This is a genomic window from Acinetobacter sp. 148, from assembly GCF_031196675.1.
GTDB lineage: Bacteria > Pseudomonadota > Gammaproteobacteria > Pseudomonadales > Moraxellaceae > Acinetobacter > Acinetobacter baumannii.
In genome coordinates this window covers 1-25,392 of record NZ_JAVIMT010000011.1, presented here as the reverse complement: position 1 = coordinate 25,392, position 25,392 = coordinate 1, and the positions used below count along the sequence as shown (strand labels likewise).

Below are 25,392 nucleotides of genomic sequence, written 5' to 3'. Positions count from 1 at the left end.
AAATCTTTGTGCAACAAAGCCCTTTGGAGAAACCGGACATTTCTATTTTGGAGTTACAGTATGATTTCGTATAATACAGATTATGTTAAATTGATTACATGATACGTTAAGTTCATATTTCTCTATTCTTTACCTATTTTTGAACGCTCATAAGCACCTCGTTTATTAATCATTTTATCTAACTTCAAGGTGTCTATAAAATTGGTAACTATTCACACACCACGATTTATCGTTGGGTTCAACGTTATGCTCCTGAAATAGAAAAACGCTTACGCTGGTATTGGCGTAATCCTACAGATCTGAGCTCATGGCATATTGATGAAACTTATATAAAAGTGAATGGACAGTGGTCTTATCTGTATCGTGCAGTTGACCAATGTGGCTATGCCATTGATTTTTATCTTTCTTCTAAACGGAATACTAAAGCAGCCTATTGTTTTCTTGGGAAAATCTTAAAGAATATGAAGAAGTGGCAGATTCCCAAAGTGATCAATACAGATAAATCACCTACATATGGAAGTGCTTTATCACGGTTAAAACAGGAAGGAAAATGTCCACCAGATCTTGAGCACAGGCAGATTAAATACAAAAATAATGTAATCGAATGTGATCATGGGAAGTTAAAGAGGATCATCCGAGCGACGTTAGGTTTTAAATCGATGAAGACGGCTTATGCCACTATCAAAGGTATTGAAGTGATGCGAGCACTGCGTAAAGGGCAAGCTTCATCATTTTATGATGGTCAACCTCAGGGTGAAGTCTATCTGGTGAATAGAGTTTTCGGTCTTTAAGTAATTTTTAAAGGGAAAATCATCAGCTCAGATCTCTATTTGCAACAGTGCCCTCAAGAAGACTATATTCGCTTACAGTTCTACTGCACCAAACAAGGTAAAGCACTCCCGGCATTCAAGTTTTGCTTACACTTAGCTTGTATGGGTAGACCAAAAATCATAAATGATCATGAACTAATAATAGATAAATGATGCTCAATTAAGATCTTAAACAACCTATGTTTTTAATGTTTCAGCATTAATATCAGCATACGGTTTACTTAGTAGTTAACCATATCAACCCTATTGATTCATTGATATTGACACGCAAGTTAAATGGAATATAAATACCTTACTTTTTGATCGTTAAGATTGCAGAAGTCATTAAGCTTAACTTCTACAATCTTTATGATTTCACTGCTTATTAAGCTAAATTGCCATGGAATTGTGTAGCAACCCAATCCGCAATATATGTACCAGCATTTGCAGTATTATCTAAACTACTGTGTTGTATACCACCCTCACGTTCAGTAAAGATTTTCAATTCACGATCTGGGCTATTTACCAACTGATCATAAGACTGGTGTGCATATTCCAATGGAATCTGTTTATCCGCCTCACCATGAGTCACCAAGAATGGGACACGAATATTTTCTAGCACACCATTTAGATGTACGTTTTGTGCGATTTCCATGAATTCATCCATGTCTTTGGCTCCCCACACCCAACGTACATGCTCCCAGTAGTGCGGCACTGGATTTTCACCTTCACGTTGCAAACGACGTTTTTGCATTTCCCCCCAGTTATGGTTCGCACCCCATACCACACCTAATGCAAAGCGAGGTTCAAATGCGACTGCACGTGGGCAGTAATAACCACCAAGTGAAACGCCAAGTAAACCAATTTTCAGGGCATCAACATCTGGGCGCTGTTCCAAATAATCGACCACTTCACTTGCCCATTGTTCTGTTTCAACTACAGCAGTCAGACCATGTAAGCGTAGCGCTTCTCCTGTCCCAGGTTGATCAATGAACAAACTAGAAATACCACGTTTTGCTAAAAGCTGTGGAAATAGCCCAGCACGATAGACCATTTCTTTGGTGGAATCTAACCCATTAATCACCACTAAACATGGTGTTGGTCCCTTTACCCCTTCTGCATGAGTATATAAACCCGCAATAATACCCTCTTGATATGGAATTTCGACGCGTTCACATTGTTCTTTGGCTAGTTGGATACCTTGTTGGAAGGTATCTAAAAATTTGGCATATAAGGCTTTACGCGGAGCATAACCATGTGCCTGCATTCGTTCAGCGGTAATGTAGTAAATCGCTGCTCGATTGAGTTTATCACCCGCACTTAATAATCGCCCTGCTGCTTTATCTTCTTCCGCTAGTGCCAGTAGATTGTCTCCACCCTGTTCCCAAGAAGCTAAAAATGCCGCTGTGCCAGGGTCATCTCCCTCTTTGGCAATGTCTGCGAGTGGACGACACATGGCTTCAATTTCACCAATTTTTGCGCCCATTTCAATTGCAGCCGCGACAGCTAAACTCCAAACATAGTTGGTTTCAAAATATTTAAACATCCTGTTTATCCTTTATAAATTACTCAGTTTTTTCGGTTTTCAGTTCACGCATGTAGGCTTCTTCACCTTGATAAAAACCGACATCCCAAGGAATTTCATCCATCATAAAGGCAGGAGGTTTAGTCATCCATGAAGCTGTACCAAAACGGAATTCCCATTCACGTGGTACCCAGTTGTCATCTAAATAGTCTGTATCTGCACCATATTCGGTCTCCCCACCAACAGGTGAATCGAAATAACAGAAAATTGCAGAACCAATTCGATGTCGTCCAATTCCCAAGAAACCATGCGTCCAACCACGTTTTGTCATGTGATTAGAACCAATCATGACTTCATCAAAATCTTCAACCCCGAAACAGGTATGATGAAAACGTGGAATTCCACCTGCCCCCGGCACCTCACAGTTCAATAGGAAGGTGTTGTGATGCTCATGTGCCCCATCTGCACGTAAATAGGTACCAATGCCTTTTTGATGATCAGACATGCGAAAGTTCAAACGATCACGAAAAAAGGCAAAGGTTTTCCAATAATCTTTGACTGCAAAAACCACATGATTGATGGTTTTTGGAATAGCACGTCGACGCCATTTTCGATGTTGGTTCAGGCGATTGATGTTGCCAGATGAGTTAATCGGATCAGTAGAATAAATCACTTTCTGACGATCAAAGACGCGCAATGCCAAAGGCAAACCACAATCCGAGTAAAAACGCCAAGCGCCATCATCCCCTAAAGTAACTTCACGGTCCTGTTTTAAATCATCGACCAAACGTTGCAGATTATCTTCAGTATCGACGCCCCAAATGGTTTCCTTGACACCAAACCCTGTATATGCTGAGTCATCGGGCATAGAAGCGTGATCAATCGAGCGTACGATTACCGTTGAACCTTCTGCCAGACGATAAATAGTTTCTTCAGCATTTGAGCTTAAACGTTGCAAGCCAAAATCATCTAAAAATTGTGTTGCTTTTTCAAGGTCTTGAACCCCATAAAGCAATGTATCAATACCAACAATTGCCATAGTTAAATTCCTTTTAGTCCTCGTTCCAATCTAAAGAATTACGATATGGAATTCAGATTAGTCTGCGCTTGAACAATCCACAAATGCTTTATATGCATGGTTGGTATTCATGAAACAAATAGTTTTGTTTTAACAAATCCATTCCGCAAATTATTAATGATTGATTATGGAATGTGACTTCATTTGCCTTCTATGTCTTAATGCATTATATTCCTTAATGAATATAATTGAGCTTTAGTATATGTCACAAAATCAAAATCTCGGTCAATATCTTGATCATCTACATGCCTTGGTTGCGAGCGTGCTTTTCCCACATATGGGCAAAGCTTTAAATGGTGAATTTTCTTTTAGCCAACTCAACACCTTGTTTCTGCTATATAAACAAGGCTCTTGCAGCATTGCCGAAATTGCTGCAAATGCAGCGATCTCGCACAATGCTGCAAGTCGCATGGTGGATCGTCTGGTACAAGGTGAATATGTAACACGTGTCGAAGATAGACAAGACCGTCGCCTTAAGAAGGTTTCGCTTACCCTTGTTGGTTTTAACAAACTCAGGGAATTACAGATCATTACTACAGATGTGTATAACCAAGTGCTATCAGCTGTACCTTTCGAATTACAACAACAACTTGAAGCTACATTGAAACAGATTGAGCCATATCTCCCCACGATTACCCGTTTCGTAGCAAATCCAAGCATTGAAGAGGTTCAAGCATGAATGCAACATATCTCAGGTATTCGATTATTTTGGGCATTCTGACGGCTTTTGGTCCAATTTGTACCGATTTTTACCTACCTGCCTTACCGCAAATTAGCAGTGATTTACATACCTCAGTGCCGCTCTCTCAACTGAGTCTGACGGCTGCCCTAATTGGTTTAGGTATTGGACAGTTATTTTTTGGTCCTTGGAGTGATCGAATTGGTCGTAAAAAACCGCTGATGCTGGCATTGGCACTATTCACTTTAAGTTCGATTGGCTGCATGTTCGTGCAAGACATCACCCAAATGGTGATGATACGCTTTATCCAAGGCTTTGCTGGTGCAGGTGGTGCCGTGCTTGCCCGTGCCATTGCCAGTGACCGTTATGCAGGTAAAGAGTTGGCACAATTTTTTGCCTTAATTATGGCAATTAATGGGATTGCCCCAATTCTTTCACCTGTCCTTGGTGGAATACAGTTACAGTTTACCGAGTGGCAAGGACTTTTTGCCAGTTTATCAATTTTAGGTATAGCCATTTTTCTGCTGTGCTATTTCTTCATTACAGAGTCACACTCACCCAATCGAGTAGAACAGTTACAACAGTCAGTTAAACTTGCTTTTACTACCGTCCTGAAAGATAGGGTTTTTATTGGGCTATGCCTGATACAAAGTATGATGATGGGTGGACTATTTGCTTATATTGGCGCGTCCTCGTATGTGTTTCAGGAAAATTATCATTTCTCAGCTCTAAGCTATAGCCTGCTGTTTGCAGTAAATGGGTGTGGACTGATTATTGCTGCAATCGCGACCTCAAAATTGCTGAATTATTTTTCTGAGAAAAAACTGTTGATGATGGCACTTGGCATTGCACTAGTTACCAGTTTAGGATTGCTGATAGTGAGTGCTTTACATGCACCAATTTTGCTTTGCCTCAGCTTCTTATTTATCACTATTTCCACTGTGAGTTGTATCAGTTCATTGACGAGCGCCCTTGCAATGCAACGTCAGCATGAATTTTCAGGCACAGCCTCTGCTTTGCTGGGCTTTTTGATGTTTGCGATCGGTGGTGTAACTGCTCCCCTAACTACCTTGTTTGGCACTTCATTATTGTCGATGAGTACTGTGATTTTTATGTGTTATGTACTTGCAGGCTTAAGTTATCTGATAACCTTTAGAACTAAAATACAAATGGCTTAACCCATACAAAAAGGAGCTTATGTCTTAGCAACATAGCTCCTCCTATCACTTTAAACTCTAGAGATATTAATATCCAACAGTAAATCGCTCACGAATATGCTGCGGTTTCTCTAATTCATCAATCAGAGCCACCGCATAATCCTGCGTGGAAATATGGCTCATGCCATCTTTAGTCAATAATTCCTCTTTGCCTAAACGAAATTGCCCTGTACGTTCACCCGATTTAAATATCATGGAGGGTGATAGCACCGTCCAATTCAACTCAGGTTCTTGGCGTAGTGTTTCCAAAATTGCAATACCAGCTAAAGCTTCAGGTTTGACATGCTCAGGAAATTTTGGATCATCGACCAAGCGTTGCCCAGACTCTAGGATTAATCCCCCTGCACCACCGACCATCAGATAGCGTGGTACAGAGGTTTCTTTCAGAGCATCCAGTAAATGCTCAATCTGCGTATCGGTAAAATGCACTGCGCTAATCACTGCATCCTGCTCTACCAGTAATGGCATCAGTTGTGCCGTGTCATTAATATCCGCCTGTCTTGCCTCGACCTGTTGATACTGCGCAATTTTTTCAGGAGAACGAGCAATTGCCGTCACTTGATGACCACGTGTCACAAGTTCATTTAAAATACTTGAGCCAGCCATACCGCTTGCCCCAATCAATGCAACTTTCATGTACTTTTCCTTGTTCGCTTTCTTAAAATAAAAATCCACCATCGACATGAAAAACTTGCCCAGTCATATAGCCAGATTCTGGGGAAATGACAAAGCTTAAAACGCCTGCCAAATCGGTTGGTTCGCCATTACGCTTAATAAACTGGCTGTTTTTCACATGTTCAAACAGTTCTGCGGGCAAGGCATGTTCACTGCCTGCATGCTTGATCAACCCTGGGGAAATCGCATTCACGGTAATGCCACGATCACCCAGTTCCACTGCCAGCGCGCGGGTGAGACCAATCACACCCTTTTTCGCTGCGATATACGCCAAGAAACCTTTTTGTGGTCGCCCTGTATTGCTCGATGCAAAATTGACAATTCGCCCCCAGCCCTGCTCGATCATGCTTGGTGCAAAGATTTTGCTGAGCAGATACGACGCATCCAGTGACACTGCCATGGTTTTTTTCCATTCCAGGAAGTTACTGTCTTCAAAGTTTTGCAAGGGAATATATGCCGCGTTATTAATCAGCACATCGCAGCCTCCAAATTGCTGCAAGATTTTCTGCCCTGTATGCTGAATCTGATCGGGATTGCTCAAATCACACTGAAATGCCTGAGCATCTGCGCCCAGCGCCTGCAACTGTTGTACCTGCTCCTGCATATCGACACAGTCCACCAGTGCCAAACGATAACCCTGTTCTGCCAGACGGCGGGCAAATGCTGCGCCCAAACCACCTGCTGCACCGGTTAAAACCACGACTTTTTCAGACATCATTGTCACTCCTTGTTTTTAAAATATTGTCCTGTTGTGCCCTGCCAGCATAAAAGCAATCTTGATGCACGAGAAGACGGCACTTTTTTGTAGGCAGGTTACCCAAATGTTCCTACGGGAAAGTGCTACCAGATCGGCAGCACTTAATCAAATTATGGATGTGGGTGTGGGTTGAAACCCAATAAGGTATCGAGCTGAATATGCAGTGCAACGCCCAAGGCAATCCCCGATTTTGGATTGGTCGATGTGGTCGGGTTCATCCAGCTACTGCTGTTAAAGGTGCGCATAATGAACGGGCTTACCACAAGACTGTCGGATAAAATGAAGTTGGCATCCAGTGCAATCGCATATTCATTGCGTCCTGGTTTGTAGCTATCCGCTCCTGTATAGGACTGTTGCAAGAAGCGCTGTTCGCTCTTGGTCAACTGATCCCAAATAAAGCTGACCGAGTAGCTGTCATAAGGACGTGATTCAAACGGATGGTTCAAGATGATGCCTGTATTCAACTGTGTCTCGACCCCATTGGTGGTGTTTTCTTCAAAGCTATGCGTTAAAGCGCCAAAGACTGCCAGTGATTTTGGATTCGGGTCATTGCTGTTGCCGCCATCTTGACGCCAAAAAGTTTTCTTGCCTGCCAGATACACGCCATTGGCTGAGTTACTGGTGGCTGAAGTCAACGGATTGACCTGTTCACGGGTGTTATGAAAGCCCATCGCCTCTACAGTGACAGGATATTTTTCCATACTAAAATCAGTTTTATAAGCAACATCCGCCAAATACACATCACTCAATGTACCGCCCGAATCGCCTGCATCACCTTCCCAGCCGTTGGTGAACGGGAAGGCATTGTTACTGCGCCACCAGCCAGCCTGCACACGCAGTTTCGGGCTGACATTGTAGGCAATACGGGTACTCCAGTTGGCATACGGCGGTGGGTTAATGCCTGCCGAATCCTGCAAAATCGCATTCACACAGGTAAAGCCTGTATTACAGATCGGGGTTGCCATGTAGTTGCCTGCATTGCTTTTACCCGCTTCAATCGACAGCTTGTCATCCAGCAGTTTTTGTTCATAAGTGAATAACGTCAAGTGCGACACTTTGGGAATATACGGACCGGGTTTGCCTGCAATCACACTGGCTGCCTGACCGCCATAGCCAAGGTTATGTGTCCACGGCACAAACAGTTCTTCGAAGTGAACATAGCCACCTTGCAAGCCAATGATTTTATTCAGATCAAAGTCTGCACCCACTGAAATCAGCGACAGCGATTCATAGTTGTTGGTTTGTGTACCCACGCTTGGATTACCCAAATACACCTCTGTCAGTCCAACATGCGGTGAAACACCATGATCCGACAACCATTGTCCTTGCTTGGAAAATAATTTGTTGTCTTGCACAGGTGCCGTCGATTCAGGGCTGGCAACACGTGGCCCAATGCGAAAATTAGTACCCGCATCAGGATCTGCTGCGGCAACCAGATTGTCCGTGGTTTCTGCCATTGCCATTGAACTGTAAATGCTGCCGAACATACAAAGCATCAAAACTGTTTTTTTCATAAGAAATCCTTTCTTGTGTTTTTTAGGGCAAAACATCCCTATTGGGCTGTAAACAGCCCGATCAATTGTTGATTTAATTCATGGTTTTAAAAGGTTAAGATGCTGTTGCACCTGCATCGACCCGCAGGTCTGTACCTGTGACCCATGCCGACTCATCCGATGCGAGATAAATCGCGGCCCATGCAATGTCTTCGGGTCGACCGATGCGCTGTCGCAAAATCTGCTTGCTTAACGCTTGCTGCTTAAAGGCAGGGTCTTCTTGCATGTGTGCCTGCGTTGCTGCAGTTTCAATCAGCCCTGGGGAAATCGTATTCGCCCGAATCTGATCAGCACCGCCTTCCATAGCCAGTTGCCGCGTCATTGCCAAAACACCGCCCTTGCCTGCACAGTGCGCCAAGGCAGGTGAGCCTTCCAGTGCCATCCATGCATTGGCTGAAGCAAAGTTAATGATTGAACCGCCCTGCTGTTTCAGGGCATGCCATGCTTCCTTGCACAGCAAAAACACCACATCCAGCTCACCGACCAAGGTCTGTTTCCAGTGCTGATAACTCAGTTCCTCAATCGGATGAAAATGGGCAAATGCAGCGGCATTCACCAATACATCTATTCGACCAAACTTTTCGATGGTTGCCACGACCAGCGCCTGAACCTGTTCAGGCTGGGTCAGATCACAAGTTGCAATGCTGATCTCTAACCCTTGTTGCTGAGCTTGTGCCTGAGTCTGCTCGGTCAGTTCGGTGACAATGTCACAGCCCATGACCTGTGCTCCTTGGGCTGCAAACATCAGCGCGCAGGCTTTGCCGATGCCGTTACCTATTCCTGTGACGATTGCCACTTTGTTGTGTAGCCGCTGCTGCATATGATTTCCTTACCTATGCCTTGTCTGGTGTTGCGATGGGTTGAGTTGATGTTCCTTTCACAAATCCGAGAACCAAGGCAATCAATGCCAGTGGAATCAGCACCCAACCTGCCAATGTCAAGGTATTGAACAGATTCCCTGTAAACTTAGTCGCCGCAACAAACAGAATCGGGCTAAAGAACATACCTAAACAGTAACTGCCGTACCACATGCCTGTCCCAATACCACGTTTAAACCAAGGCAGATTTTTCATGTTCCAGATTGCCAAAGTCGGTAACAACAGACCACAGCCAAAGCCATTCAACAAAGCATAGAGTAAAATCTGATCGGCAGAAGTTGCATGTGACATCAGTAAGAAACTGAGCCCAATCAGACCAAAAGCAATAAACAGGTTATGTCCGACTTTAAACTTCAAGCGTGAAAACACATGCACGCTCAATGTCCCAGCCACAATCAAGGCACTACATGCAGAAGAAATATTGCCTGCTACTTTCGGTGAAGTCTCGCCAATCGAACCCAAAATAAATGCCATCTGGATTTGTAAAATCATGAATGCCAATGCGCCAATGCAGGTCATGACACAGATGAAAAACAACAGTTTTGGCTGAAAGGTCACAGCTTGCGCTTCATGGTCATCATCGGCAGACATTTTGTGCTGCTGAGGTTCCCACAACATAAATGCACCCAAGATCCCCAGCACTACAGGCACCGCATATACCGCATACGGTACGCGCCAGCCAAACTCACCGAGCGCACCACCAATCATGAAAAATAGAATTGCCGAACTCGATGCAAAGGTGGTCTGTAAAGCTAGATAACGCTGACGCACCGCACCCGAATAATAATCACCAATCAGAGTCGTACTGATGGTCACAATCACCGCTTCGGCCATACCAAGAATCACACGGCTGCCAATAATGGCGTAAAGGCTGTGCAGAAACAGAGGCAACACACCGATCAGGCTATAAATAAAGGTCGCCATGACCAGCATCTTTTTCCGTCCGTATTTGTCGGCAAACAGTCCAACCACAGGGCTGAGCAATGCCACCAACAGCCCCGGAATCGTCAGGGCAATCGGGACTAAAAACTCCACATTGGGAATATGGGAAAACTCAGCCTGCATTTGTGGCAGACTCGGGGCAATCACAATCGCCGCCATCGGAGACAAACAGTTGAGAATCAGCAGTAAATAGGCAACAAACTTACTTTTTGATTCGAAGTTATCGCTAATCATGTTCATGATAAACCACTCCTTGGTTTATGAATCTGACTCAAGCTTTTGAGAACTATCAGTCGAGATTTAAAGTATTTTTAATGAGATTTTGGATAGATCCGTCATGTTTAAAGCCAAGTGCATCTGCCCGTCGGGTATGAATCTCAGGGTATGCGCCAAAATTTTTCTCAAGTTGTGGGTTATTGCTGTCGAAGCTGACCAGCGTGTCGGTATTTAAGGTAAATTCTTGGGCCAAGCCATCCACCACCTGCTGCATGCTCAGGCGCAGCACAGGCAAGGTAAAGACACGACGGTCTTGCTGTAACTGTTCTTTAGGCAGACTTGCGGCATGAATTAAATTGTCCACGCAGCATTTCACTGACATCCACCATGCCACCGCATGCTGTGAAACTGGGCAAGCAAAAGTGCGTTGCTGTGACAGCGTCCAGAACACATCACTCATAAAGGCTGAGAGCAATCCCGATGGCTGCTGTGGTCGTGCCACAATTCCCGGTAAACGTACCGCGACACCATCAATCCAGCCTTTACGGCTAAAATCATCTAGCACAATTTCGCCAAACTGTTTTTGCCCTGCATAAGTCAAATGCGGTTTTAGCGGGGTGTCATCATCAACCTGTTCTGGCAAGTCCGAACCATACACGGCAATGGTGCTGGCAAATACGACGCGCGGACAGTTGCCTTGTTGCTTGAGCTGTTCAAATAAAAACAGCATTGCATCGACATTGACCTTACGGCTGAGTTCATAATTTTGCTCGGCCATACCGCCCGGAATACTGGCTAAATGAAACACCACATCCACAGGTTGTGCCAAGGCTTGCTCAATCAAAGCCGTATCAGAAAAATCACCCTGATAATACGCCACGCGCGGATCGGCACTACGTTCCTGAAACTGTAAGTCCAGCAGACTGAGTCGGCTAAAGTTGGACAGTTCTTGCTGTTGCTCCAGCAAGGCTTTGACCAAGTTCGACCCGACAAAACCATTTGCGCCTGTCACGAGAATGTGCATGTTACACCTCCTGATACGGAACAAATTGGTGGTTAATTTTGCCAAAAATGCTTTGTCCGTCCTGCCCTTTCATTTCAAACTGCAAGCGGTCGCCAAATTTCAAAAATGGCGTTTTTGGCTCACCCAGTTCAATAATTTCGATGGCGCGTTTTTCTGCCAAACATGCTGAACCGACTTCTTTATAGTTCTGATTGGAAAATGTGCCTGAGCCTAAAATTGTGCCGACTTTCAGGTTACGGGTACGTGCCAAATGCATCACCAGTTCAGGGAAAGAAAAACTCATTTCCTCGCCATTCGGATGTCCAAACCACTCGCCATTGCACTGAACTTCTAAAGGCAGTTTAATGCGTCCGTCATGCCACGCATCGCCCAACTCATCAGGTGTGACTGCAACAGGCGCAAATACGGTACTTGGTTTAGCGCGTAGCGGACCGAAGCCAATGCTGACTTCTTTAAACAGGTGCGCACGCAGACTGACATCGTTGAGTAACATAAACAGTTTGATATGTTTTTCAGCCTGTTCAGCCTGTACGCCCATTGGCACATCATCCAGAATGACAGCAACTTCACCTTCAAAATCAATCTGATGTTCTTCACCTGGTACAGGATAATCATCACAGGCTCCCAAAAAGTCATCGCCCGCACCCTGATAAATAATCGGCACGCCTTTGTCTTTTTTAATGTCGAGTTTAAATGCCTGTTCCATCAATGAACCATGATTTAAAAATGCTGAGGCATCTGCCCATTGATAAGCACGTGGCAAGGGCGCCATAGCTTGAGTAGTATCGAAAGCAAAGGCATCTTGTTCAATTGCATCATTCAGGGCAGTATATTTTTGTTGCAGCTTTGGCTCGGCTTCATCCCAGTTTTCCAAAGCATCTTGTAAGGTAAGCGCAATGCCTGTTGCCAAAGTCGCGGTTTTTAAATCTTTAGAAACGATGACCAAGCGGCCATCTCGACTACCATCTTTGAGTGTTGCCAATTTCATTTTACTGTTCCCTCATTGTTCCATAAATCAGGATATTCAATCAGTTCAATCAAATTCCCAGTGTTATCCCGCAAAAATCCCATTGCTGTTCCGCCAATCACTGCTTCAAACACAATGTCAGCATTTTTTTCTCGAAGCTCGGCAAACGCCTGTTTGGCATCTTGCACAGCAAAGCACAAATGTTTATGCCCGTGGGTTTGCACATCGAGGTTCGGCATACGGCGCTCGTCTGGCAGTGGTTTGGCATTGGGCAATTCAAACAGTTCAATGCGAAAATCACCGCGTTGAATAAAGGCAATTTGTGCAGGAATCTGTTCAATGAATTGCTTTTTTTCCAGTTCAAACCCCAAGTAATCGCAATACCACGCAATACTCTCATCCAGATCGGCTACGCTAATCCCACCATGATGGGGTTTCCACGCAAAAACATCCTTGCTCATCGTGCTGTTTTCCCTATTGTTTTATAAAATCTGCCGCCCACCATCGACAGGAATAATCGCGCCTGTGGTAAAGGTGAGCTGGGTAGCTACCGCAACAACTGCCGCAGCGACTTCTTCAGGCAGTGCTAGACGTCCTAGTGGTGTTGACTGGGCTTGCAGGTTCCGCCAGTCTTGGTCTAAGCCTTTAACAAACTCGGTATCTGACAGACCTGGTGCAACCGAAACCACACGAATTTTGGGTGCTAGGGCACGTGCCAGTGAAATGGTCAGATTGTCTAGTGCCGCTTTAGAAGCGCAGTAGGCAATATTGCTGCCCATCGCAGTACGTGCGGCGATAGAACTGATATTCACAATCAAACCATCATCACTTTGCTGAAGTAGTGGTTGTAAGGCACGTACCACTGCAATTGCCCCGCGAACATTAGTGGTAAAAATCGTATCAATCAAAGCATCCTCCAGACTAGCAAGGTCAGCATGTTCAACAAAGCGCGTGGTGCCTGCACAGTTCACCACCATGTCACAACGTCCAAAGTGCTGCTGAATCTGGCTTGCCAAATCGGCTAAGGCAGCGCTGTTGGTGACAGGTGCTGCCGCCAACAAATGCCCCTGTTCCACCTCAGGCAAGCTGTCGAGCACCTGCTGGGCTTTCTCGGCAGACTGGTTATAACCCACCACAATGCTTGCGCCCTGTGCTGCCAAAGCCAAACAGATTCTGTGTCCCAAGCTGCCTGTCGCACCCGTGACTAAGGCAACTCGACCTGCCAGTTTCATGCGCTCGCCTCAACAATCGTAGGCACTGTATGTTCTGTTGTGCTTGGCTTCAAACGACGCACACGGATATCGGCCTGTTCTTTATGCCCAGAGAAATGTTCCAGTGCACAGAGACGTGAACACACTTCACCAATTGCCACACTGGCTTCATCGGTCAAAATACGCTGATAAGTATGGGTTTTAATAAATTTACCGACCCACAAACCACCTGTGTAACGTCCTGCGCCCATGGTTGGTAAGGTGTGGTTGGTCCCAATGACTTTGTCGCCATACGACACATTAGTACGATGTCCCAAAAACAAACCGCCATAACTGGTCATACGTTCTAAGAACCAGTCAGGGTCTTTGGTCATGACCTGCACGTGTTCACTACAAATACGCTCGGATTCTGCCAGCATTTCTTCATCTGTGTCGCACAGGATAATTTCGCCATAATCGCGCCATGACACGCTAGCAATCGGTGCTGTATCTAAACGTGCCAAGACTTTCTCAATCGCAGCAGGCAATTCATCGGCAATTTTTTGGCTGGTGGTTACGCAATAGGCTGGTGACGTTGGACCATGTTCCGCTTGCCCTAGCAAATCCACTGCAACCAGCTCCGCATCGACCTTGTCATCACAGATCACCATGGTTTCGGTTGGTCCTGCAAACAGGTCAATTCCGACACGACCATAGAGCTGACGTTTCGCTTCAGCAACAAAGGCATTACCCGGCCCGACAATCATATCCACTGGGGCAATCTGTTCTGTACCAAGTGCCATGGCTGCAATCGCCTGCACCCCGCCCATCACATAAATTTCATCTGCACCAGCCATCGCCATCGCGGCAATAATTTCAGGGGATGGTTTGCCATCAAATGGTGGCGCACAGGCAATCACACGTTTTACGCCTGCCACTTTTGCCGTCAAGACACTCATATGTGCCGATGCCAGCAATGGATATTTACCACCTGGGATATAACAACCCACCGAATTCACTGGAATATTTTTGTGTCCCAACACCACACCCGGCAAGGTTTCCACTTCTACATCACGCATGGACTGCAACTGGATTTGGGCAAAACGGCGGATTTGGGCCTGAGCAAATTTAATGTCTTCAATCGCTTGTTTCGACAAACTGTCGATGCAGGCTTGAATTTCAGCTTGGCTCAAACGAAAAGTTTCAGGATTCCAGCGGTCAAATTTTTCCGAGTATTCACGTAGCGCTGCTTCACCACGCTGTTCAATCGCCTGAATAATGTCTTCAACCGTCTGACGCACTTGGGTATTGAGCTCTGCTTTCACTTCGGCAGGTTTGCCTTTTTTGAGATGTCGAATCATGTGGATCTACTCCTTTATTTCCAATGTCTTAATTTTTGTCCTGCCACAGGCGAACGGAAAAATGGAATTCGCGTGCCTTGCAAACTGCCTAAATACACGGTTTTTAAATCTGCCCCACCAAAGGTAATACTGGCCATCCACGGCGCGAGTTTGCCGCGCGATGCCTGCATAATTTCGGGGGTTAATGTCTTGGTTTTATAATGCTGATTGAGTCGAGCATTGGCTTCAGGATGGCTGTCATCCAAAATAGTCACGACCTCCTGTTCAGGCGTAATCGCGATTAGTTTGTCCACCATCACCAGAGTTACCCATAAATTCCCATAGACATCAAAAGCAAATCCGTCTGGGAATCCTTCGAGTTCTTCAGGTCCATAAACTTCACGATCAGACAGAGTTGCATCATCAGCAACCCGAAAACGGGTAATACGTCGTACATTACTTTCAACCACATATAACCATTCCTCATTGTCATCGAATCGGATTTCATTTGCACCGCCGAGCTGTTCAGCCACCACGCGAATGCCATTTTCATCAATCACGCCAATATAGCCATCCAGCTCATCAGAATTGATGGATTCAGTCCACGGCTGCATGGTGGTGGTTACGGTAAACCAGATTCGTCCTTTTGAATCAATTAACGGGAAATTGGTTTTTCCTAAAGGTTGACCATTCAGTTGGTCATAAAGTACTTCTACCTGTGCGGTGTTTTTATGTAACTTTTCAATGCGGTCTAAACCCCAGTTACAAATAATAAAGTCACCTTCATCGGTCATTGCCATGCCATTCGGCAGCGAAGCACCCTGTGCCTTGACATAGCGATCCTCAAAACTGGCATCTTCCTGAACTTCAATTTCAGGAGCGATTAAAGTCTGTTGTCCTTGCGCGTCGATGTGCATCACACCACCGCGAGCATCGGCGACCCAGAGTGAATGATCAGGCTGAGCAATAATGCACTCGGGACGCTGTAAATCCTGACCAATAAATTGAATATCATCTACATTCAGCGTCCAGCTTTTTAAAGGATTTTGTTGCATGCTCATCTCCTTAAATCGGCTGCGAAGTGACTTCAATCATTTTAGCCATCATGCCGGCAAAGTTGGCGTCAGGCGTTGGGCGCTGTTCCCATTCACCAATCTGGATTGACCCTTCATTGATAAATTTGCAGCGCTGATAACGACGTTCCATAAAGCCATCAAGTACATGCTGCACATCAGGTGCGGAGGCTGCCAATTCACCCAGAACCACGGCATCTTCAACGGCTTGTGCTGCACCCTGCCCCATATGTGGTGTGGTGGCATGTGCTGCATCGCCAATCAACAGCACGCGTCCGTTGTACCACGGTGCAGGCATCAAGATTGCTTCCAGCGGGCGATAAACTACTTGGCTTGGGTCAGTAATTTGCTGTTTTAATTCAGGAATCAAGCCCCCAAAACCATCCAGACGTTTCTGGAATTCTTCAGCAAGGCTGTTTGGATCAAAGAATGGATTACCAGGTTCTTCCCATACCGCCAAAATATATAAGCTGTCTTCGGTCAATGGGGTATAGCCGACTTTCCCACCCGACTTGCCTTCAAACATGTGCGAATACAGTAAGTCTTTTGGTCGTGGCAGGTTATAGCGCCATACGCCTTGTCCTGTAAATTTTGGCTTATACTGTTCGCCAAATACCTGACTGCGGACTTTGGAATACACGCCATCTGCACCGACCACCAAGTCATAACTGTCTTGCGTACCATCGGTGAAACTCACAGTGGCCTGTTCAGCGGTTTGCTCAATCTCGTCAAAGGTCAAACCTAATTTGAGATTCACACCTTCGCTTTGAATCGCATCTAAGAGCACTTTATGTAAGGCTGGTCGGGTCAGACCTAAATTGGCAGGATATTGTTCACCCGCAAGCGGTGCACCACTCAATTCCGCTTTAACTTCACCATCAATATTACAGATACGTAAACCCTGATAAGGGAAGCCAGCTTGAACCGCTTCATCAGCAATCCCTAGTGCAGCCATGGCACGAATGAAGTTTGCCTGAACCACAATGCCGACATGATAAACTTTAGGTTCAGCATTGATTTCAATGACGTCGACCTGAGCAACTCCTGCTTTTCGTAGTGCAATTGCAGTGGATAAACCACCTATTCCACCGCCAACGATTAATACTTTTTTTAGTGCACTCATGATTTTTCTACACTCCATGTTCCATTTAGAATCGGCAATTGGACACGCAACTCCTTGTTCCAAATGGCTGTTTCTGTATTGGCAAAATCGAGAGGATTAAATCCAATCGCTTTGCGCTGTTCCATGAAGCTAAAATACATGCTGCATAACCATTCATAAAATTTATTATTTAGATTGCTTGTATCCACACAACAAATACATAGATGTGATTGAATGATTGCCTTGAATTATTTTTATAAAAATAAACCTCTACCATCAGAAAACTCAGTATCTGAAGTAGCAGGTTTGAGAAAGATTTGAATAAAATTGACTGATTAATTTTATTATTTTTAATAACGTATAAAATTTATTCTAGAAATACATATCAACCTACTGGGCGTCGTATTCAGCTCGACAAGCTTTTATTTGTGCTTCATGCACTTCTAGCCAGCCAATTAATCGATTCAGTTCCTGTACCATCGCCTGCCCCAACTCAGTCAAACCATACTCCACCTGAGGCGGCACCGTCGGAATCACGGTGCGCTGAATAAAACCATCACGCTCACAGGCACGCAACTTTAAGGTCAAAATACGCTGTGATACAGGCGAGTCTGCCATCGAGTTAATCTCTTTGAGTAACTGGGTATAACGTAAAATTCCCGTACGTAAAATCATTAAAATCAACGGTGTCCAGCGGTCACCTAAACGGCTCATGGTTTCACGAACTGGACCATGCGGGTCGTTACCTTGGTGCACACGTTTACGAAATTCTTCTAGCTCAATCTGCTGTTGTGATTGCAACCCATGCATTGTGGCAACTTCCTTTAAAAAACATCTTACATAACGAACATTTATGTAACTAGCATACAAAAAAGTGCTGTCTTCCGCATCCGATTTTTTGTCTTTATGCTTAGCCCCAATCACAGCTTAAAACGAAAAAAGGAAAGGAGTGACATGATGTCTCAATATGATGTAATTGTGATTGGCGCTGGACATAACGGATTAACTGCCGCTTCCTATTTAGCGAAAGCAGGAAAGAAAGTCCTAATTTTAGAGCGAAAATCTTATGTGGGTGGTGGTGTATCGACGCGTGAACTAAATACCCCAGGCTTCTGGCATGATGAACACTCTAGCGTACATATCATGATTCAAGGCAACCCAATGATCCGTCAGGACGAACTCGGTTTATTTTCCAAATTTGGCTTGAAGTACAATTATTCAGACGTGCCATATGCCTCAGTTTACGATGATGGCAGTTCGATTATTTGCTACAAAGATTTGGATAAAGCCTGCGAATCAATTGCCCAAATCTCTCCGAAAGATGCTGAAACCTATCGTAAGTTAGCACAAAAAGCGGCTTCATTATTGCCGATGTTTCTGTCAGGTTTTTATTCACCGCCCCTCCCGATGGGTGCGATGGTCGCCATGCTCGACCAGAGTGAAGAAGGTCGCGAAATGTTTGACTACATGCAGCGCAGCACCTATGAAATCGTCAACCGCCTGTTTGTACATGACAAAGTCAAAGTGCATTTGCTGCGGGTATTGGCTGAAAACCTGCAATTGCCTGACGAACTCGGCACAGGCATGGGACTGTTTGTCTTTGTTGGCATCATGCATACCTATGGCGTTTCGCAACCAGTAGGTGGCAGTGGCAAATTGTCTGAAGCCTTGGAGCGCTGTTTTAAACATTATGGCGGTGATGTTCGTCTAGATGCTGAAGTGAAAAAAGTCCTGACCTCCAACGGCAAAGCGGTTGGCGTGGAAATGCGTGATGGCGAAAAAATTTATGCCAAAGATGGTGTGATTGGCGCGCTGCATCCACATGTCATTGATCGCTTTATCGATGGGCTAGATGAAAACGTGGTACGTCGCGCCAAAAATGCCTCACTTGCGCCATTTAGCTTGTTCGTCAGTCACTATGACTTGCACAACCCTGCCGAGTTTTACGCACATAAAGATGTCAGCAAAGGCACCATGCTGACTATGCTCAGCACAGAAAACCTGTCTGAACTGATGGATGACTTCGACGAACTGCGTCGCGGTAAAGTCTCAAAACGTCGCTTGGTGGCAGGGGGTGATGAAAGCCTGAATGATCCGACGCGTGTCCCTGCGGGCAAAGGTATGTTCCACGGCATTACTTTCGCTCCGTATGATCTTGCCGAAGGTGGTTCAGCGCGTTGGGATGAATACAAGGAAGAATTTGGTGAACTCAGTCTGGCGGCTTATCGCAAATATGTGAAGAACCTGACTTCGGACAACATTATTGCGCGTAGCTTCCATTCCCCACTAGATCTGGAACGCAGCTCACCAAATTCTATGGTTCGCGGTGATGTACATGGTGTAGCCCCTTATTTTTACCAATGTTTCGCACATCGTCCAACTCCTGACTTAGGCCGCTTAACCGTGCCTGGTCTCGATAACATGTATCTAGTTGGTCCATTCATGCACCCAGGCGGTGGCGTATTTGGTGCAGGCCGTGCAACAGCCATCAAAATGTTTGATGACATGAATATTGATTTCGACAAAGTAGTAGGAAACTAATTATGAAAGTCTATGGAAATGACAATAGCGAACTGATGAATGTCAGCACCATTGAACGTAATGGCAACGAGCTGATTTTAAAAGGCAAGATTTTTGGCGCAATGCCGATGACGGCAAAACTCAGACCTGAGGAGGCTCGTGCTGCGCTAAAGCTCCTCAATTTTAAAACGGTTTTATTTTTAATTACCTTACTGTTTCGTGCTTCAGTTGGACGCAAGAAATAGCATCCATACCATTTTCTTCATCCTCGCTCATTCATTCCGATCCAAGGATCGGGATGAATCATCCAAAACAATAAATCCGCATAAATTGACATGATGTCAAAACAACACCACCAAGCATGGAACATTGCACATGGATCAACAGTATTTTCTAAACAATTATATCGGTAAATTTAATCAGCAAGACCATTCAGGTTTTGAAGAGTTTTTTGCCCCCAATATCAAAATGTTTAATGGCGGTCTAATTTTTGAAGGTGTCGAAGCCGTCAAAGAACATTACCGCCAGATCTGGAGCGTGATGAAGGAAACGCTCAACGTCAAAGAATATTTACCCGTCAATGACAACCGTCTGGTGATTGAGCTTCACACGCATTTTGATGTTCCAGAAGATAAAACTGAAACGCCATTTGGTGAAATCAAACAGGGACAACAGTTCGATTTTCACGGCTTAATTCTTTATAAAATCGATGAAAATCAGAAATTTTATGAAGTCCATGTGTCTTATTTTAATTTCATCAAAACCGATGCCGATGGCACAAAAACCAATATTGGCATGCCCCATTAAGCCGATTACACCCTAAACAAGGATATGTTCGAAACGGTGAGAAAGGACGCGATACCATTTATTTTTCTGCCTTATCAAGATCAGAACAATACGCCCTTTCTCACATCTGTTGAAGATCGAGGGAATTATGAATCAAGGAAAAACGACCATTGAAAAAGTGGTTGGGATTAAGTCTGGCTTTACCACACTGCTGTTATTGCTATTTGTCTGCTTGTCGCCGATGGCAGCCATTGTCATGGCACCCAGCCTCCCTAAAATTCAGCAACACTTTGCCCATGTACCGCATATTGAGTATTTAACTCCGATTGCTCTAACCATTCCGGGTTTAGTCATGGCGATTGTTAGCCCGCTGGTTGGATTCCTCACAGACAAGTTTGGTCGTAAAAAATTACTCATCCTTTCCACCGTGGCTTATGGCATGGTGGGAATAGCTCCCATGTTCTTAGATAATTTTTATTTTCTTCTGAGCTCTCGTGTCATTTTAGGTGTATTTGAGGCTGTTGTACTTACAGTAAGTACCACACTAATTGGTGACTATTATTCCCCAACGTTGAGACAACGTTATTTGGCATTACAAGTGACTGCTGCATCAACTTCTGCAATTTTCTTTTTTGCACTTGGTGGATATTTAGGTGGAATTAGCTGGCGCCTTGCATTTATTGTCTATGCAGTACCTTTAATTTTTGCTGTTCTTGGTCAAATTCTTTTATGGGAACCGAAAGTCAAAAACAGTAATCATGACTATCTCAATGCGGAAAGTACTGATGAAACAATCACGTTCCGTCCTAATTTTATGCTAGGTATCTGGATCACAGCTTTTATTGCTGCCGTGACCTTCATGATTTTACAAATTCAAATTCCGTATTTATTAAATGCAATTGGTGAAAGTTCACCCAAAACGGCTGGTAATATTGCAGCACTTTCAACCGTATTTATAGTTTTAGGTACGCTTACCGTGCAATACATGATAAAAAAATCAACGCCAATTTCTCTCAACCTATTGATTGGATTTGGTCTAATTGGTTTTAGTTTTATTTTATTGTCCAATGCTCAAAGTGCAAATGAAGTTTTAATTTATGCCATCATTAATAGCTTCGGTTCGGGAATTTTATTGCCATCAGTTACCTTTTGGAATATGCGCCATTTACCTCAAGCCAAACGCGGTCTGGGCACAGGAATATGGAACAGTTTTTATAATTTTGGGATGTTTTTTAGCCCAATATTAATTGTATATTTCAATGGTTTTACAGGTAGCTTACAACATACATTGGCTCAACTTGGTCCGTTACTGCTTGCCTTTGCAGTATTTTGTATTGCTTTCGATGTACTGCGTCGTTTTATTTTGAAAGCAAAAACAACAGCTTATTAATTCATTAATAAATATTCAAAAGGGTTAAAACCAACCCTTTTGAACTCAGATTACACAACTAATTTTTCAGCGACATCTATTACCAGTTTACGGAACCACTTTAAACCTGCATCATTTTCCTGGTACTTGTTCCATTGCATACAGATTTTAATTTTCGGAGCTTCCCATGGCAGTGGAGCTACATGAATTGGTAAATATTCTGCGCATTGTAACGCCAGCTTTTTATGCATAATCGCAATATAAGGTGTACCAATCACAAATTGCGGCACACTAGTAAAATTTGTCGCAATATATGCCACGTTACGTTTAATATCTAGATTTCGAATTAACCAATCGTCAATCATCGGTGTCTTATTAATTGCCCCCAAGCGCACAACAACATGCTCAGCCTGTGTATAATCTTCTAAAGTTAACTGTTTTCCTTTTAAAGAATTTTGCTCCCACATCACACATACGAATTCATCTTCAAAAATATCTAAACTCGGGTGCTCATCTAAAATACTTAAACTAGGTAAAAGTAAAATATCAACTTTCCCACGTTCAATTTGCTTTTCTGCTTCTGAAGATGGCATCAGCTGTTCAATTGAACATTGTGGAGCCAAACGATAAAGCAATTGATTTAATCGAGGTAATAAAACATTACCAGTATAATCAGATGCCATAACCGTGAACTTGCGTTTTGCTGTTAGTGGGTCAAATTTATTTTTATTATTCAATACAGTACGCATTTGAATTAATAAATCACCTACAGGTTTAGCCAGATTTTCACCCATTGGAGTTAATACCATACTGCGCCCAACTTGAACTAAAAGATCATCTTCAAAATAATCTCTTAATCGAGCTAATGCAGCACTAGTTGCTGGTTGACTTAAAAATAATTTTTCACCAGCCCGAGTAATATTTTTTTCCGTTAACAAAATATCTAGTGCAACTAATAAATTCAAATCCAATCCATCAAATCTCAACTAAATCTCCTTGTAAAAATTTGATAACTATGAAAATCATACAATTCAGTGTATCAAAAATATACTGAAAATATTAATGATTTCGAAAATGGGCAAAACCTTGCGTAAAGCGATTGAAAGTTATCCTGAAGATTTAAATGTCGCAATCATGGCAACTGGCGGGCTTTCTCATCAGGTACACGGCGAACGTGCAGGATTTCTGAACGAAGAATGGGATGCTGAATTCCTTGACTTGTTAGAAAAACAACCTGAAAAATTAGCCAATATGCGTATTGCTGAATTTGCTGAAAAGGGTGGCTGGGAAGGTGCGGAAGTAGTGATGTGGCTGATTATGCGTGGTGCGTTATCAGACAATGTCAAACTGATTCACAAACAAAACTATGCGCCATCAGTCACCAATATTGCCACGCTAGTGTTTGAAGATTTAGGTGAAGCGGCAACACCAGATGAAATTGAGGCGTATCGTCAGCATTTGGACTATGAATTACAAGGGGCTGAACTGCTTAAAGGGACTTATCCTCTAACGCATGCAGTGAGCCATGCCAATTTACGCATTAACGCTTTCTTACATGATTTGGTACTTCCGCAACATCGTACGAGATTTTTAACCGACTTCGAAGCTCTTGCCAATGAACGCGGCTTAGATGATGAAGAGAAAACCCTGATTCGTGAACGAAAATGGATTGAAATGATTCGTAGAGGTGTGAGTTTCTTTGTTTTAGAGAAAATGGCAGCTGTGTTAGGCGTACCGAACCCGCAAGTCTATGCATCATTCCGTGGAGAAACTCTGGAACAGTTCTTGGCAACGCGTAAAGTTCCAATTACATATTCAGTTGCGGGTGGTGCACAAGCAAAAGCAATGGATAAAGCTGAATAACTAGCGTACACACAGATAAATAGATTTACCCTTGATCAGCCTTTATGCGACAGCGCAGTCCTAAAGGCTGTTTTTTTTGTCCAAAGATTGCATAGATAAGATCGCATTCACCTAAATGAGTCGCGAACACGATCTAATTGTTCAGAAAAATTTATGGCATAGATGGATGTGCAATTTGATCTATCCAGTTAAATAACTCATTCAGGTCATAGTCTCCAGCATGAGGTTGATTCCAAGCCAGAGAGAAATCCACTGAATTGCCTTGATTCGCAAGGCTGGTTGCTAGCATTGCTGGAATGGCAAAACTCGTATCCTTATCCAGTGTGCCCTGTCGAATTCGCCAATATTTGGCAGTACTCGCTTGATGAGTCCCGATATAGTGCATGGGGTTCATCATGGCAATAATTTTAGGATCTGCCATCGTGCTATCTGTTTGAGTTCGATGTTGCAGTGCATATGCCGTGAAATGTTGCGCAGCGATGCTTGCTGTTCCAAACTCATCATTTTCACCCGATGATAAATCTAAGGCATCAAAAGCTGGTGGTAATTTTTGTCGTCCTAAATATTGCAGATAAGCATCATAGTCAATTTTGGCGATTTTTTTATTTTCAATTGTAAGCCACTTCAACGAGCTTAAATCTTCACCTTGATCCAAGGCGGTCTGTGCAGATTGAATCAACAGCGATTGAATATAGTCTTTAAAGCTACCATTGCCCTTTGCATCAAGTTGCAGTAATTGCCCTTGCTTATTTTTTAGCTTTAAACTGTTTAAGTACGTAGGGAACAATTGTTTTAAATCTTGAGATACCTGAATTTGATTGGCTGTTAAAGTCCCTGCTTGCTCTTTGCGTTGAACTTTATAATCCAACATGCTGATATCAATTTTTTTATACTGATGTACATTCGCCAATTGCCATTCGTAAGCAGCATCTGCATGCTCTAGATTGGTAATAGCCGCATAAGCGGAACTTGCAAATATTTTGTCGCTATTTTGAGCAGCCCCTAATTGTTTGAGATACGGTTCATAATCTTTAGCATCCCCCGTAGCTCCGAGTAATACAGAAAGTGCTCCTCCTGCACTGGTACCATTTGAAATAATCTTGTTGGCATCACCCGGCATTATAGAATCGTTCAACTTGAGATAACGAACAGCAGCCTTTAAGTCCACAATTGCAGCCGGTGCTTTACCTGTATATTGTCCTTGGGCATTTTGCAATGTGCGACCACGTGCTCCAGGTGAAGCGACTACATAACCATGCGCTAGAGCACTGACAATCGTGTTGGGACGTTGCTGCTTTTGAGATTGATCCATTCCAGACATCCCTTCAGGTGGTTTCCCTTTAGGTAAATCCGATGGGGCTGCCCCATTTGGATTTTTCATCATCAGTGGGCGTCTTTCCTCCAACGTGCCGGGTTCTGCTGGCATATACCCGCCCACCTGATTTGGCAGAAAAATAGGCGCATTTTGGGCATTATAGCCATTGATGGATTGGCCCTCAAAATAGGCTTCAGGAATATAAATATTGATGCTTTGATATTTTTTATCAACAGGATTGGCAACATAAGTAATGCCTTCATAGGCATGTACTTTAAGTGTAGAACCATTCACATTGATTGTTTTGATTGTGAAATTCTGCTGATCAAATTTCAAAGAAATTGGTTGTGTTTCTGCATGTATTAGCGTTGCAGAGCTCAATGCAATACTGAAGATTCCCCATATAAGAGGTTTTATTTTGAACTTTTTCATCATGTAAGAATTACCACTATTTAAAGTTTAATTATTGCCGAAAAATGAGAATAAAAAATGAAGAAATATTAGGGTGTGTTGA

25 protein-coding genes and 1 pseudogene are annotated in these 25,392 nt (G+C 43.7%); 8 read left to right on the top strand and 18 right to left on the bottom strand.

Annotation, left to right across the window (positions count from 1 at the left end; genetic code table 11):
- Positions 1-206: 206 nt before the first annotated feature.
- Positions 207-791: pseudogene (locus tag RFX69_RS01750) on the top strand (IS6 family transposase); the annotation flags it as partial.
- A gap of 403 nt (positions 792-1,194) precedes the next feature.
- On the opposite strand, the gene RFX69_RS01745 reads toward RFX69_RS01750, so the two are convergent.
- Both RFX69_RS01745 and RFX69_RS01740 read right to left on the bottom strand, forming a co-directional pair.
- Positions 1,195-2,355, bottom strand: coding sequence for a S9 family peptidase (locus RFX69_RS01745; RefSeq protein WP_032053273.1), 1,161 nt, complete (start codon positions 2,353-2,355; stop codon positions 1,195-1,197).
- Positions 2,356-2,374: 19 nt separating this feature from the next.
- Positions 2,375-3,373 carry a VOC family protein gene (locus RFX69_RS01740; RefSeq protein WP_087606960.1) on the bottom strand — a complete coding sequence of 333 codons (999 nt, stop codon included), beginning with the start codon at positions 3,371-3,373 and terminating at the stop codon, positions 2,375-2,377.
- 241 nt (positions 3,374-3,614) lie between these two features.
- On the opposite strand from RFX69_RS01740, the gene RFX69_RS01735 reads away from it, so the two are divergent.
- Both RFX69_RS01735 and RFX69_RS01730 read left to right on the top strand, forming a co-directional pair.
- A complete protein-coding gene (locus tag RFX69_RS01735) occupies positions 3,615-4,091 on the top strand; it encodes a MarR family winged helix-turn-helix transcriptional regulator (protein WP_087606959.1) in 477 nt (158 codons plus the stop codon).
- Entirely contained in the window at positions 4,088-5,269 is a 1,182-nt protein-coding gene (locus tag RFX69_RS01730; RefSeq protein ID WP_087606958.1) for a multidrug effflux MFS transporter, read from the top strand. The genes RFX69_RS01735 and RFX69_RS01730 overlap by 4 nt, the downstream gene beginning before the upstream one ends.
- 66 nt (positions 5,270-5,335) lie before the next feature.
- Here the strand turns inward: RFX69_RS01730 and RFX69_RS01725 are convergent, their stop codons facing one another.
- From RFX69_RS01725 to RFX69_RS01660, 14 genes are all read right to left on the bottom strand, one after another.
- A complete protein-coding gene (locus tag RFX69_RS01725) occupies positions 5,336-5,986 on the bottom strand; it encodes an NAD(P)-dependent oxidoreductase (RefSeq protein WP_228199968.1) in 651 nt (216 codons plus the stop codon).
- The gene (locus RFX69_RS01720) at positions 5,967-6,701 is read right to left on the bottom strand and encodes an SDR family NAD(P)-dependent oxidoreductase (protein ID WP_087606956.1); all 735 of its coding nucleotides are present in this window, start codon (positions 6,699-6,701) and stop codon (positions 5,967-5,969) included. The genes RFX69_RS01725 and RFX69_RS01720 overlap by 20 nt, the downstream gene beginning before the upstream one ends.
- Positions 6,702-6,850: 149 nt before the next feature.
- The gene (locus RFX69_RS01715) at positions 6,851-8,254 is read right to left on the bottom strand and encodes a carbohydrate porin (protein WP_171291065.1); all 1,404 of its coding nucleotides are present in this window, start codon (positions 8,252-8,254) and stop codon (positions 6,851-6,853) included.
- Positions 8,255-8,348: 94 nt separating this feature from the next.
- Complete coding sequence (locus RFX69_RS01710; protein WP_087606955.1) at positions 8,349-9,113, bottom strand: SDR family NAD(P)-dependent oxidoreductase; 765 nt, start codon at positions 9,111-9,113, stop codon at positions 8,349-8,351.
- 13 nt (positions 9,114-9,126) lie between these two features.
- On the bottom strand, positions 9,127-10,353 hold the full coding sequence (locus RFX69_RS01705; RefSeq protein ID WP_087606954.1) for an MFS transporter: 1,227 nt from the start codon (positions 10,351-10,353) through the stop codon (positions 9,127-9,129).
- A 49-nt stretch (positions 10,354-10,402) separates the two neighbouring features.
- Positions 10,403-11,353: an NAD-dependent epimerase/dehydratase family protein gene (locus RFX69_RS01700; protein WP_087606953.1), complete on the bottom strand. Its 951-nt coding sequence runs from the start codon at positions 11,351-11,353 to the stop codon at positions 10,403-10,405.
- 1 nt (position 11,354) lies between these two features.
- Positions 11,355-12,341 carry a fumarylacetoacetate hydrolase family protein gene (locus RFX69_RS01695; RefSeq protein ID WP_087606952.1) on the bottom strand — a complete coding sequence of 329 codons (987 nt, stop codon included), beginning with the start codon at positions 12,339-12,341 and terminating at the stop codon, positions 11,355-11,357.
- Entirely contained in the window at positions 12,338-12,781 is a 444-nt protein-coding gene (locus RFX69_RS01690; RefSeq protein ID WP_087606951.1) for a VOC family protein, read from the bottom strand. Before RFX69_RS01690 ends, RFX69_RS01695 begins: the two co-directional genes overlap by 4 nt.
- 21 nt (positions 12,782-12,802) lie before the next feature.
- Positions 12,803-13,552: an SDR family NAD(P)-dependent oxidoreductase gene (locus tag RFX69_RS01685; protein ID WP_087606950.1), complete on the bottom strand. Its 750-nt coding sequence runs from the start codon at positions 13,550-13,552 to the stop codon at positions 12,803-12,805.
- Complete coding sequence (gene hisD, locus RFX69_RS01680) at positions 13,549-14,871, bottom strand: histidinol dehydrogenase (RefSeq protein WP_087606949.1); 1,323 nt, start codon at positions 14,869-14,871, stop codon at positions 13,549-13,551. Before hisD ends, RFX69_RS01685 begins: the two co-directional genes overlap by 4 nt.
- A 14-nt stretch (positions 14,872-14,885) precedes the next feature.
- A complete protein-coding gene (locus tag RFX69_RS01675; protein ID WP_087606948.1) occupies positions 14,886-15,905 on the bottom strand; it encodes an SMP-30/gluconolactonase/LRE family protein in 1,020 nt (339 codons plus the stop codon).
- Between the two features lie 10 nt (positions 15,906-15,915).
- Positions 15,916-17,046: an FAD-dependent oxidoreductase gene (locus RFX69_RS01670; protein ID WP_087606947.1), complete on the bottom strand. Its 1,131-nt coding sequence runs from the start codon at positions 17,044-17,046 to the stop codon at positions 15,916-15,918.
- Complete coding sequence (locus RFX69_RS01665) at positions 17,043-17,186, bottom strand: hypothetical protein (protein ID WP_155519369.1); 144 nt, start codon at positions 17,184-17,186, stop codon at positions 17,043-17,045. The genes RFX69_RS01670 and RFX69_RS01665 overlap by 4 nt, the downstream gene beginning before the upstream one ends.
- Before the next feature lie 229 nt (positions 17,187-17,415).
- Complete coding sequence (locus RFX69_RS01660; RefSeq protein ID WP_087606946.1) at positions 17,416-17,835, bottom strand: helix-turn-helix domain-containing protein; 420 nt, start codon at positions 17,833-17,835, stop codon at positions 17,416-17,418.
- Between the two features lie 96 nt (positions 17,836-17,931).
- Between RFX69_RS01660 and RFX69_RS01655 the strand changes: the two genes are divergently transcribed.
- The 4 genes from RFX69_RS01655 (at position 17,932) to RFX69_RS01640 (ending at position 21,721) form a co-directional block, all read left to right on the top strand.
- Complete coding sequence (locus RFX69_RS01655; RefSeq protein ID WP_228267665.1) at positions 17,932-19,566, top strand: NAD(P)/FAD-dependent oxidoreductase; 1,635 nt, start codon at positions 17,932-17,934, stop codon at positions 19,564-19,566.
- Positions 19,567-19,568: 2 nt separating this feature from the next.
- On the top strand, positions 19,569-19,790 hold the full coding sequence (locus RFX69_RS01650; protein WP_032053240.1) for a hypothetical protein: 222 nt from the start codon (positions 19,569-19,571) through the stop codon (positions 19,788-19,790).
- Positions 19,791-19,920: 130 nt separating this feature from the next.
- Positions 19,921-20,352 (top strand): nuclear transport factor 2 family protein, encoded by a 432-nt coding sequence (locus tag RFX69_RS01645; RefSeq protein ID WP_032053239.1) that lies wholly within the window; start codon positions 19,921-19,923, stop codon positions 20,350-20,352.
- Positions 20,353-20,479: 127 nt separating this feature from the next.
- Positions 20,480-21,721, top strand: a complete 1,242-nt coding sequence (locus RFX69_RS01640) for an MFS transporter (protein WP_087606944.1) — start codon at positions 20,480-20,482, stop codon at positions 21,719-21,721.
- Between the two features lie 50 nt (positions 21,722-21,771).
- Here RFX69_RS01640 and RFX69_RS01635 read toward each other — a convergent pair whose 3' ends face one another.
- A complete protein-coding gene (locus RFX69_RS01635; RefSeq protein ID WP_228267664.1) occupies positions 21,772-22,665 on the bottom strand; it encodes a LysR family transcriptional regulator in 894 nt (297 codons plus the stop codon).
- A gap of 109 nt (positions 22,666-22,774) precedes the next feature.
- Here RFX69_RS01635 and RFX69_RS01630 point away from each other — a divergent pair, with 109 nt between their 5' ends.
- The gene (locus RFX69_RS01630; protein WP_228199967.1) at positions 22,775-23,563 is read left to right on the top strand and encodes a hypothetical protein; all 789 of its coding nucleotides are present in this window, start codon (positions 22,775-22,777) and stop codon (positions 23,561-23,563) included.
- Between the two features lie 151 nt (positions 23,564-23,714).
- Here the strand turns inward: RFX69_RS01630 and RFX69_RS01625 are convergent, their stop codons facing one another.
- Positions 23,715-25,313 (bottom strand): subtype B tannase, encoded by a 1,599-nt coding sequence (locus RFX69_RS01625; protein WP_087606942.1) that lies wholly within the window; start codon positions 25,311-25,313, stop codon positions 23,715-23,717.
- Positions 25,314-25,392 lie beyond the last annotated feature (79 nt).

Bases quoted from the DNA above. Each gene is read 5' to 3' on its own strand.
- RFX69_RS01745 (WP_032053273.1), bottom strand. From the start codon at position 2,355: ATGTTTAAATATTTTGAAACCAACTATGTTTGGAGTTTAGCTGTCGCG.
- RFX69_RS01740 (WP_087606960.1), bottom strand. From the start codon at position 3,373: ATGGCAATTGTTGGTATTGATACATTGCTTTATGGGGTTCAAGACCTT.
- RFX69_RS01735 (WP_087606959.1), top strand. From the start codon at position 3,615: ATGTCACAAAATCAAAATCTCGGTCAATATCTTGATCATCTACATGCC.
- RFX69_RS01730 (WP_087606958.1), top strand. From the start codon at position 4,088: ATGAATGCAACATATCTCAGGTATTCGATTATTTTGGGCATTCTGACG.
- RFX69_RS01725 (WP_228199968.1), bottom strand. From the start codon at position 5,986: ATGGTGGATTTTTATTTTAAGAAAGCGAACAAGGAAAAGTACATGAAA.
- RFX69_RS01720 (WP_087606956.1), bottom strand. From the start codon at position 6,701: ATGATGTCTGAAAAAGTCGTGGTTTTAACCGGTGCAGCAGGTGGTTTG.
- RFX69_RS01715 (WP_171291065.1), bottom strand. From the start codon at position 8,254: ATGAAAAAAACAGTTTTGATGCTTTGTATGTTCGGCAGCATTTACAGT.
- RFX69_RS01710 (WP_087606955.1), bottom strand. From the start codon at position 9,113: ATGCAGCAGCGGCTACACAACAAAGTGGCAATCGTCACAGGAATAGGT.
- RFX69_RS01705 (WP_087606954.1), bottom strand. From the start codon at position 10,353: ATGAACATGATTAGCGATAACTTCGAATCAAAAAGTAAGTTTGTTGCC.
- RFX69_RS01700 (WP_087606953.1), bottom strand. From the start codon at position 11,353: ATGCACATTCTCGTGACAGGCGCAAATGGTTTTGTCGGGTCGAACTTG.
- RFX69_RS01695 (WP_087606952.1), bottom strand. From the start codon at position 12,341: ATGAAATTGGCAACACTCAAAGATGGTAGTCGAGATGGCCGCTTGGTC.
- RFX69_RS01690 (WP_087606951.1), bottom strand. From the start codon at position 12,781: ATGAGCAAGGATGTTTTTGCGTGGAAACCCCATCATGGTGGGATTAGC.
- RFX69_RS01685 (WP_087606950.1), bottom strand. From the start codon at position 13,552: ATGAAACTGGCAGGTCGAGTTGCCTTAGTCACGGGTGCGACAGGCAGC.
- hisD (WP_087606949.1), bottom strand. From the start codon at position 14,871: ATGATTCGACATCTCAAAAAAGGCAAACCTGCCGAAGTGAAAGCAGAG.
- RFX69_RS01675 (WP_087606948.1), bottom strand. From the start codon at position 15,905: ATGCAACAAAATCCTTTAAAAAGCTGGACGCTGAATGTAGATGATATT.
- RFX69_RS01670 (WP_087606947.1), bottom strand. From the start codon at position 17,046: ATGAGTGCACTAAAAAAAGTATTAATCGTTGGCGGTGGAATAGGTGGT.
- RFX69_RS01665 (WP_155519369.1), bottom strand. From the start codon at position 17,186: ATGTATTTTAGCTTCATGGAACAGCGCAAAGCGATTGGATTTAATCCT.
- RFX69_RS01660 (WP_087606946.1), bottom strand. From the start codon at position 17,835: ATGCATGGGTTGCAATCACAACAGCAGATTGAGCTAGAAGAATTTCGT.
- RFX69_RS01655 (WP_228267665.1), top strand. From the start codon at position 17,932: ATGCTTAGCCCCAATCACAGCTTAAAACGAAAAAAGGAAAGGAGTGAC.
- RFX69_RS01650 (WP_032053240.1), top strand. From the start codon at position 19,569: ATGAAAGTCTATGGAAATGACAATAGCGAACTGATGAATGTCAGCACC.
- RFX69_RS01645 (WP_032053239.1), top strand. From the start codon at position 19,921: ATGGATCAACAGTATTTTCTAAACAATTATATCGGTAAATTTAATCAG.
- RFX69_RS01640 (WP_087606944.1), top strand. From the start codon at position 20,480: ATGAATCAAGGAAAAACGACCATTGAAAAAGTGGTTGGGATTAAGTCT.
- RFX69_RS01630 (WP_228199967.1), top strand. From the start codon at position 22,775: ATGGGCAAAACCTTGCGTAAAGCGATTGAAAGTTATCCTGAAGATTTA.
- RFX69_RS01625 (WP_087606942.1), bottom strand. From the start codon at position 25,313: ATGATGAAAAAGTTCAAAATAAAACCTCTTATATGGGGAATCTTCAGT.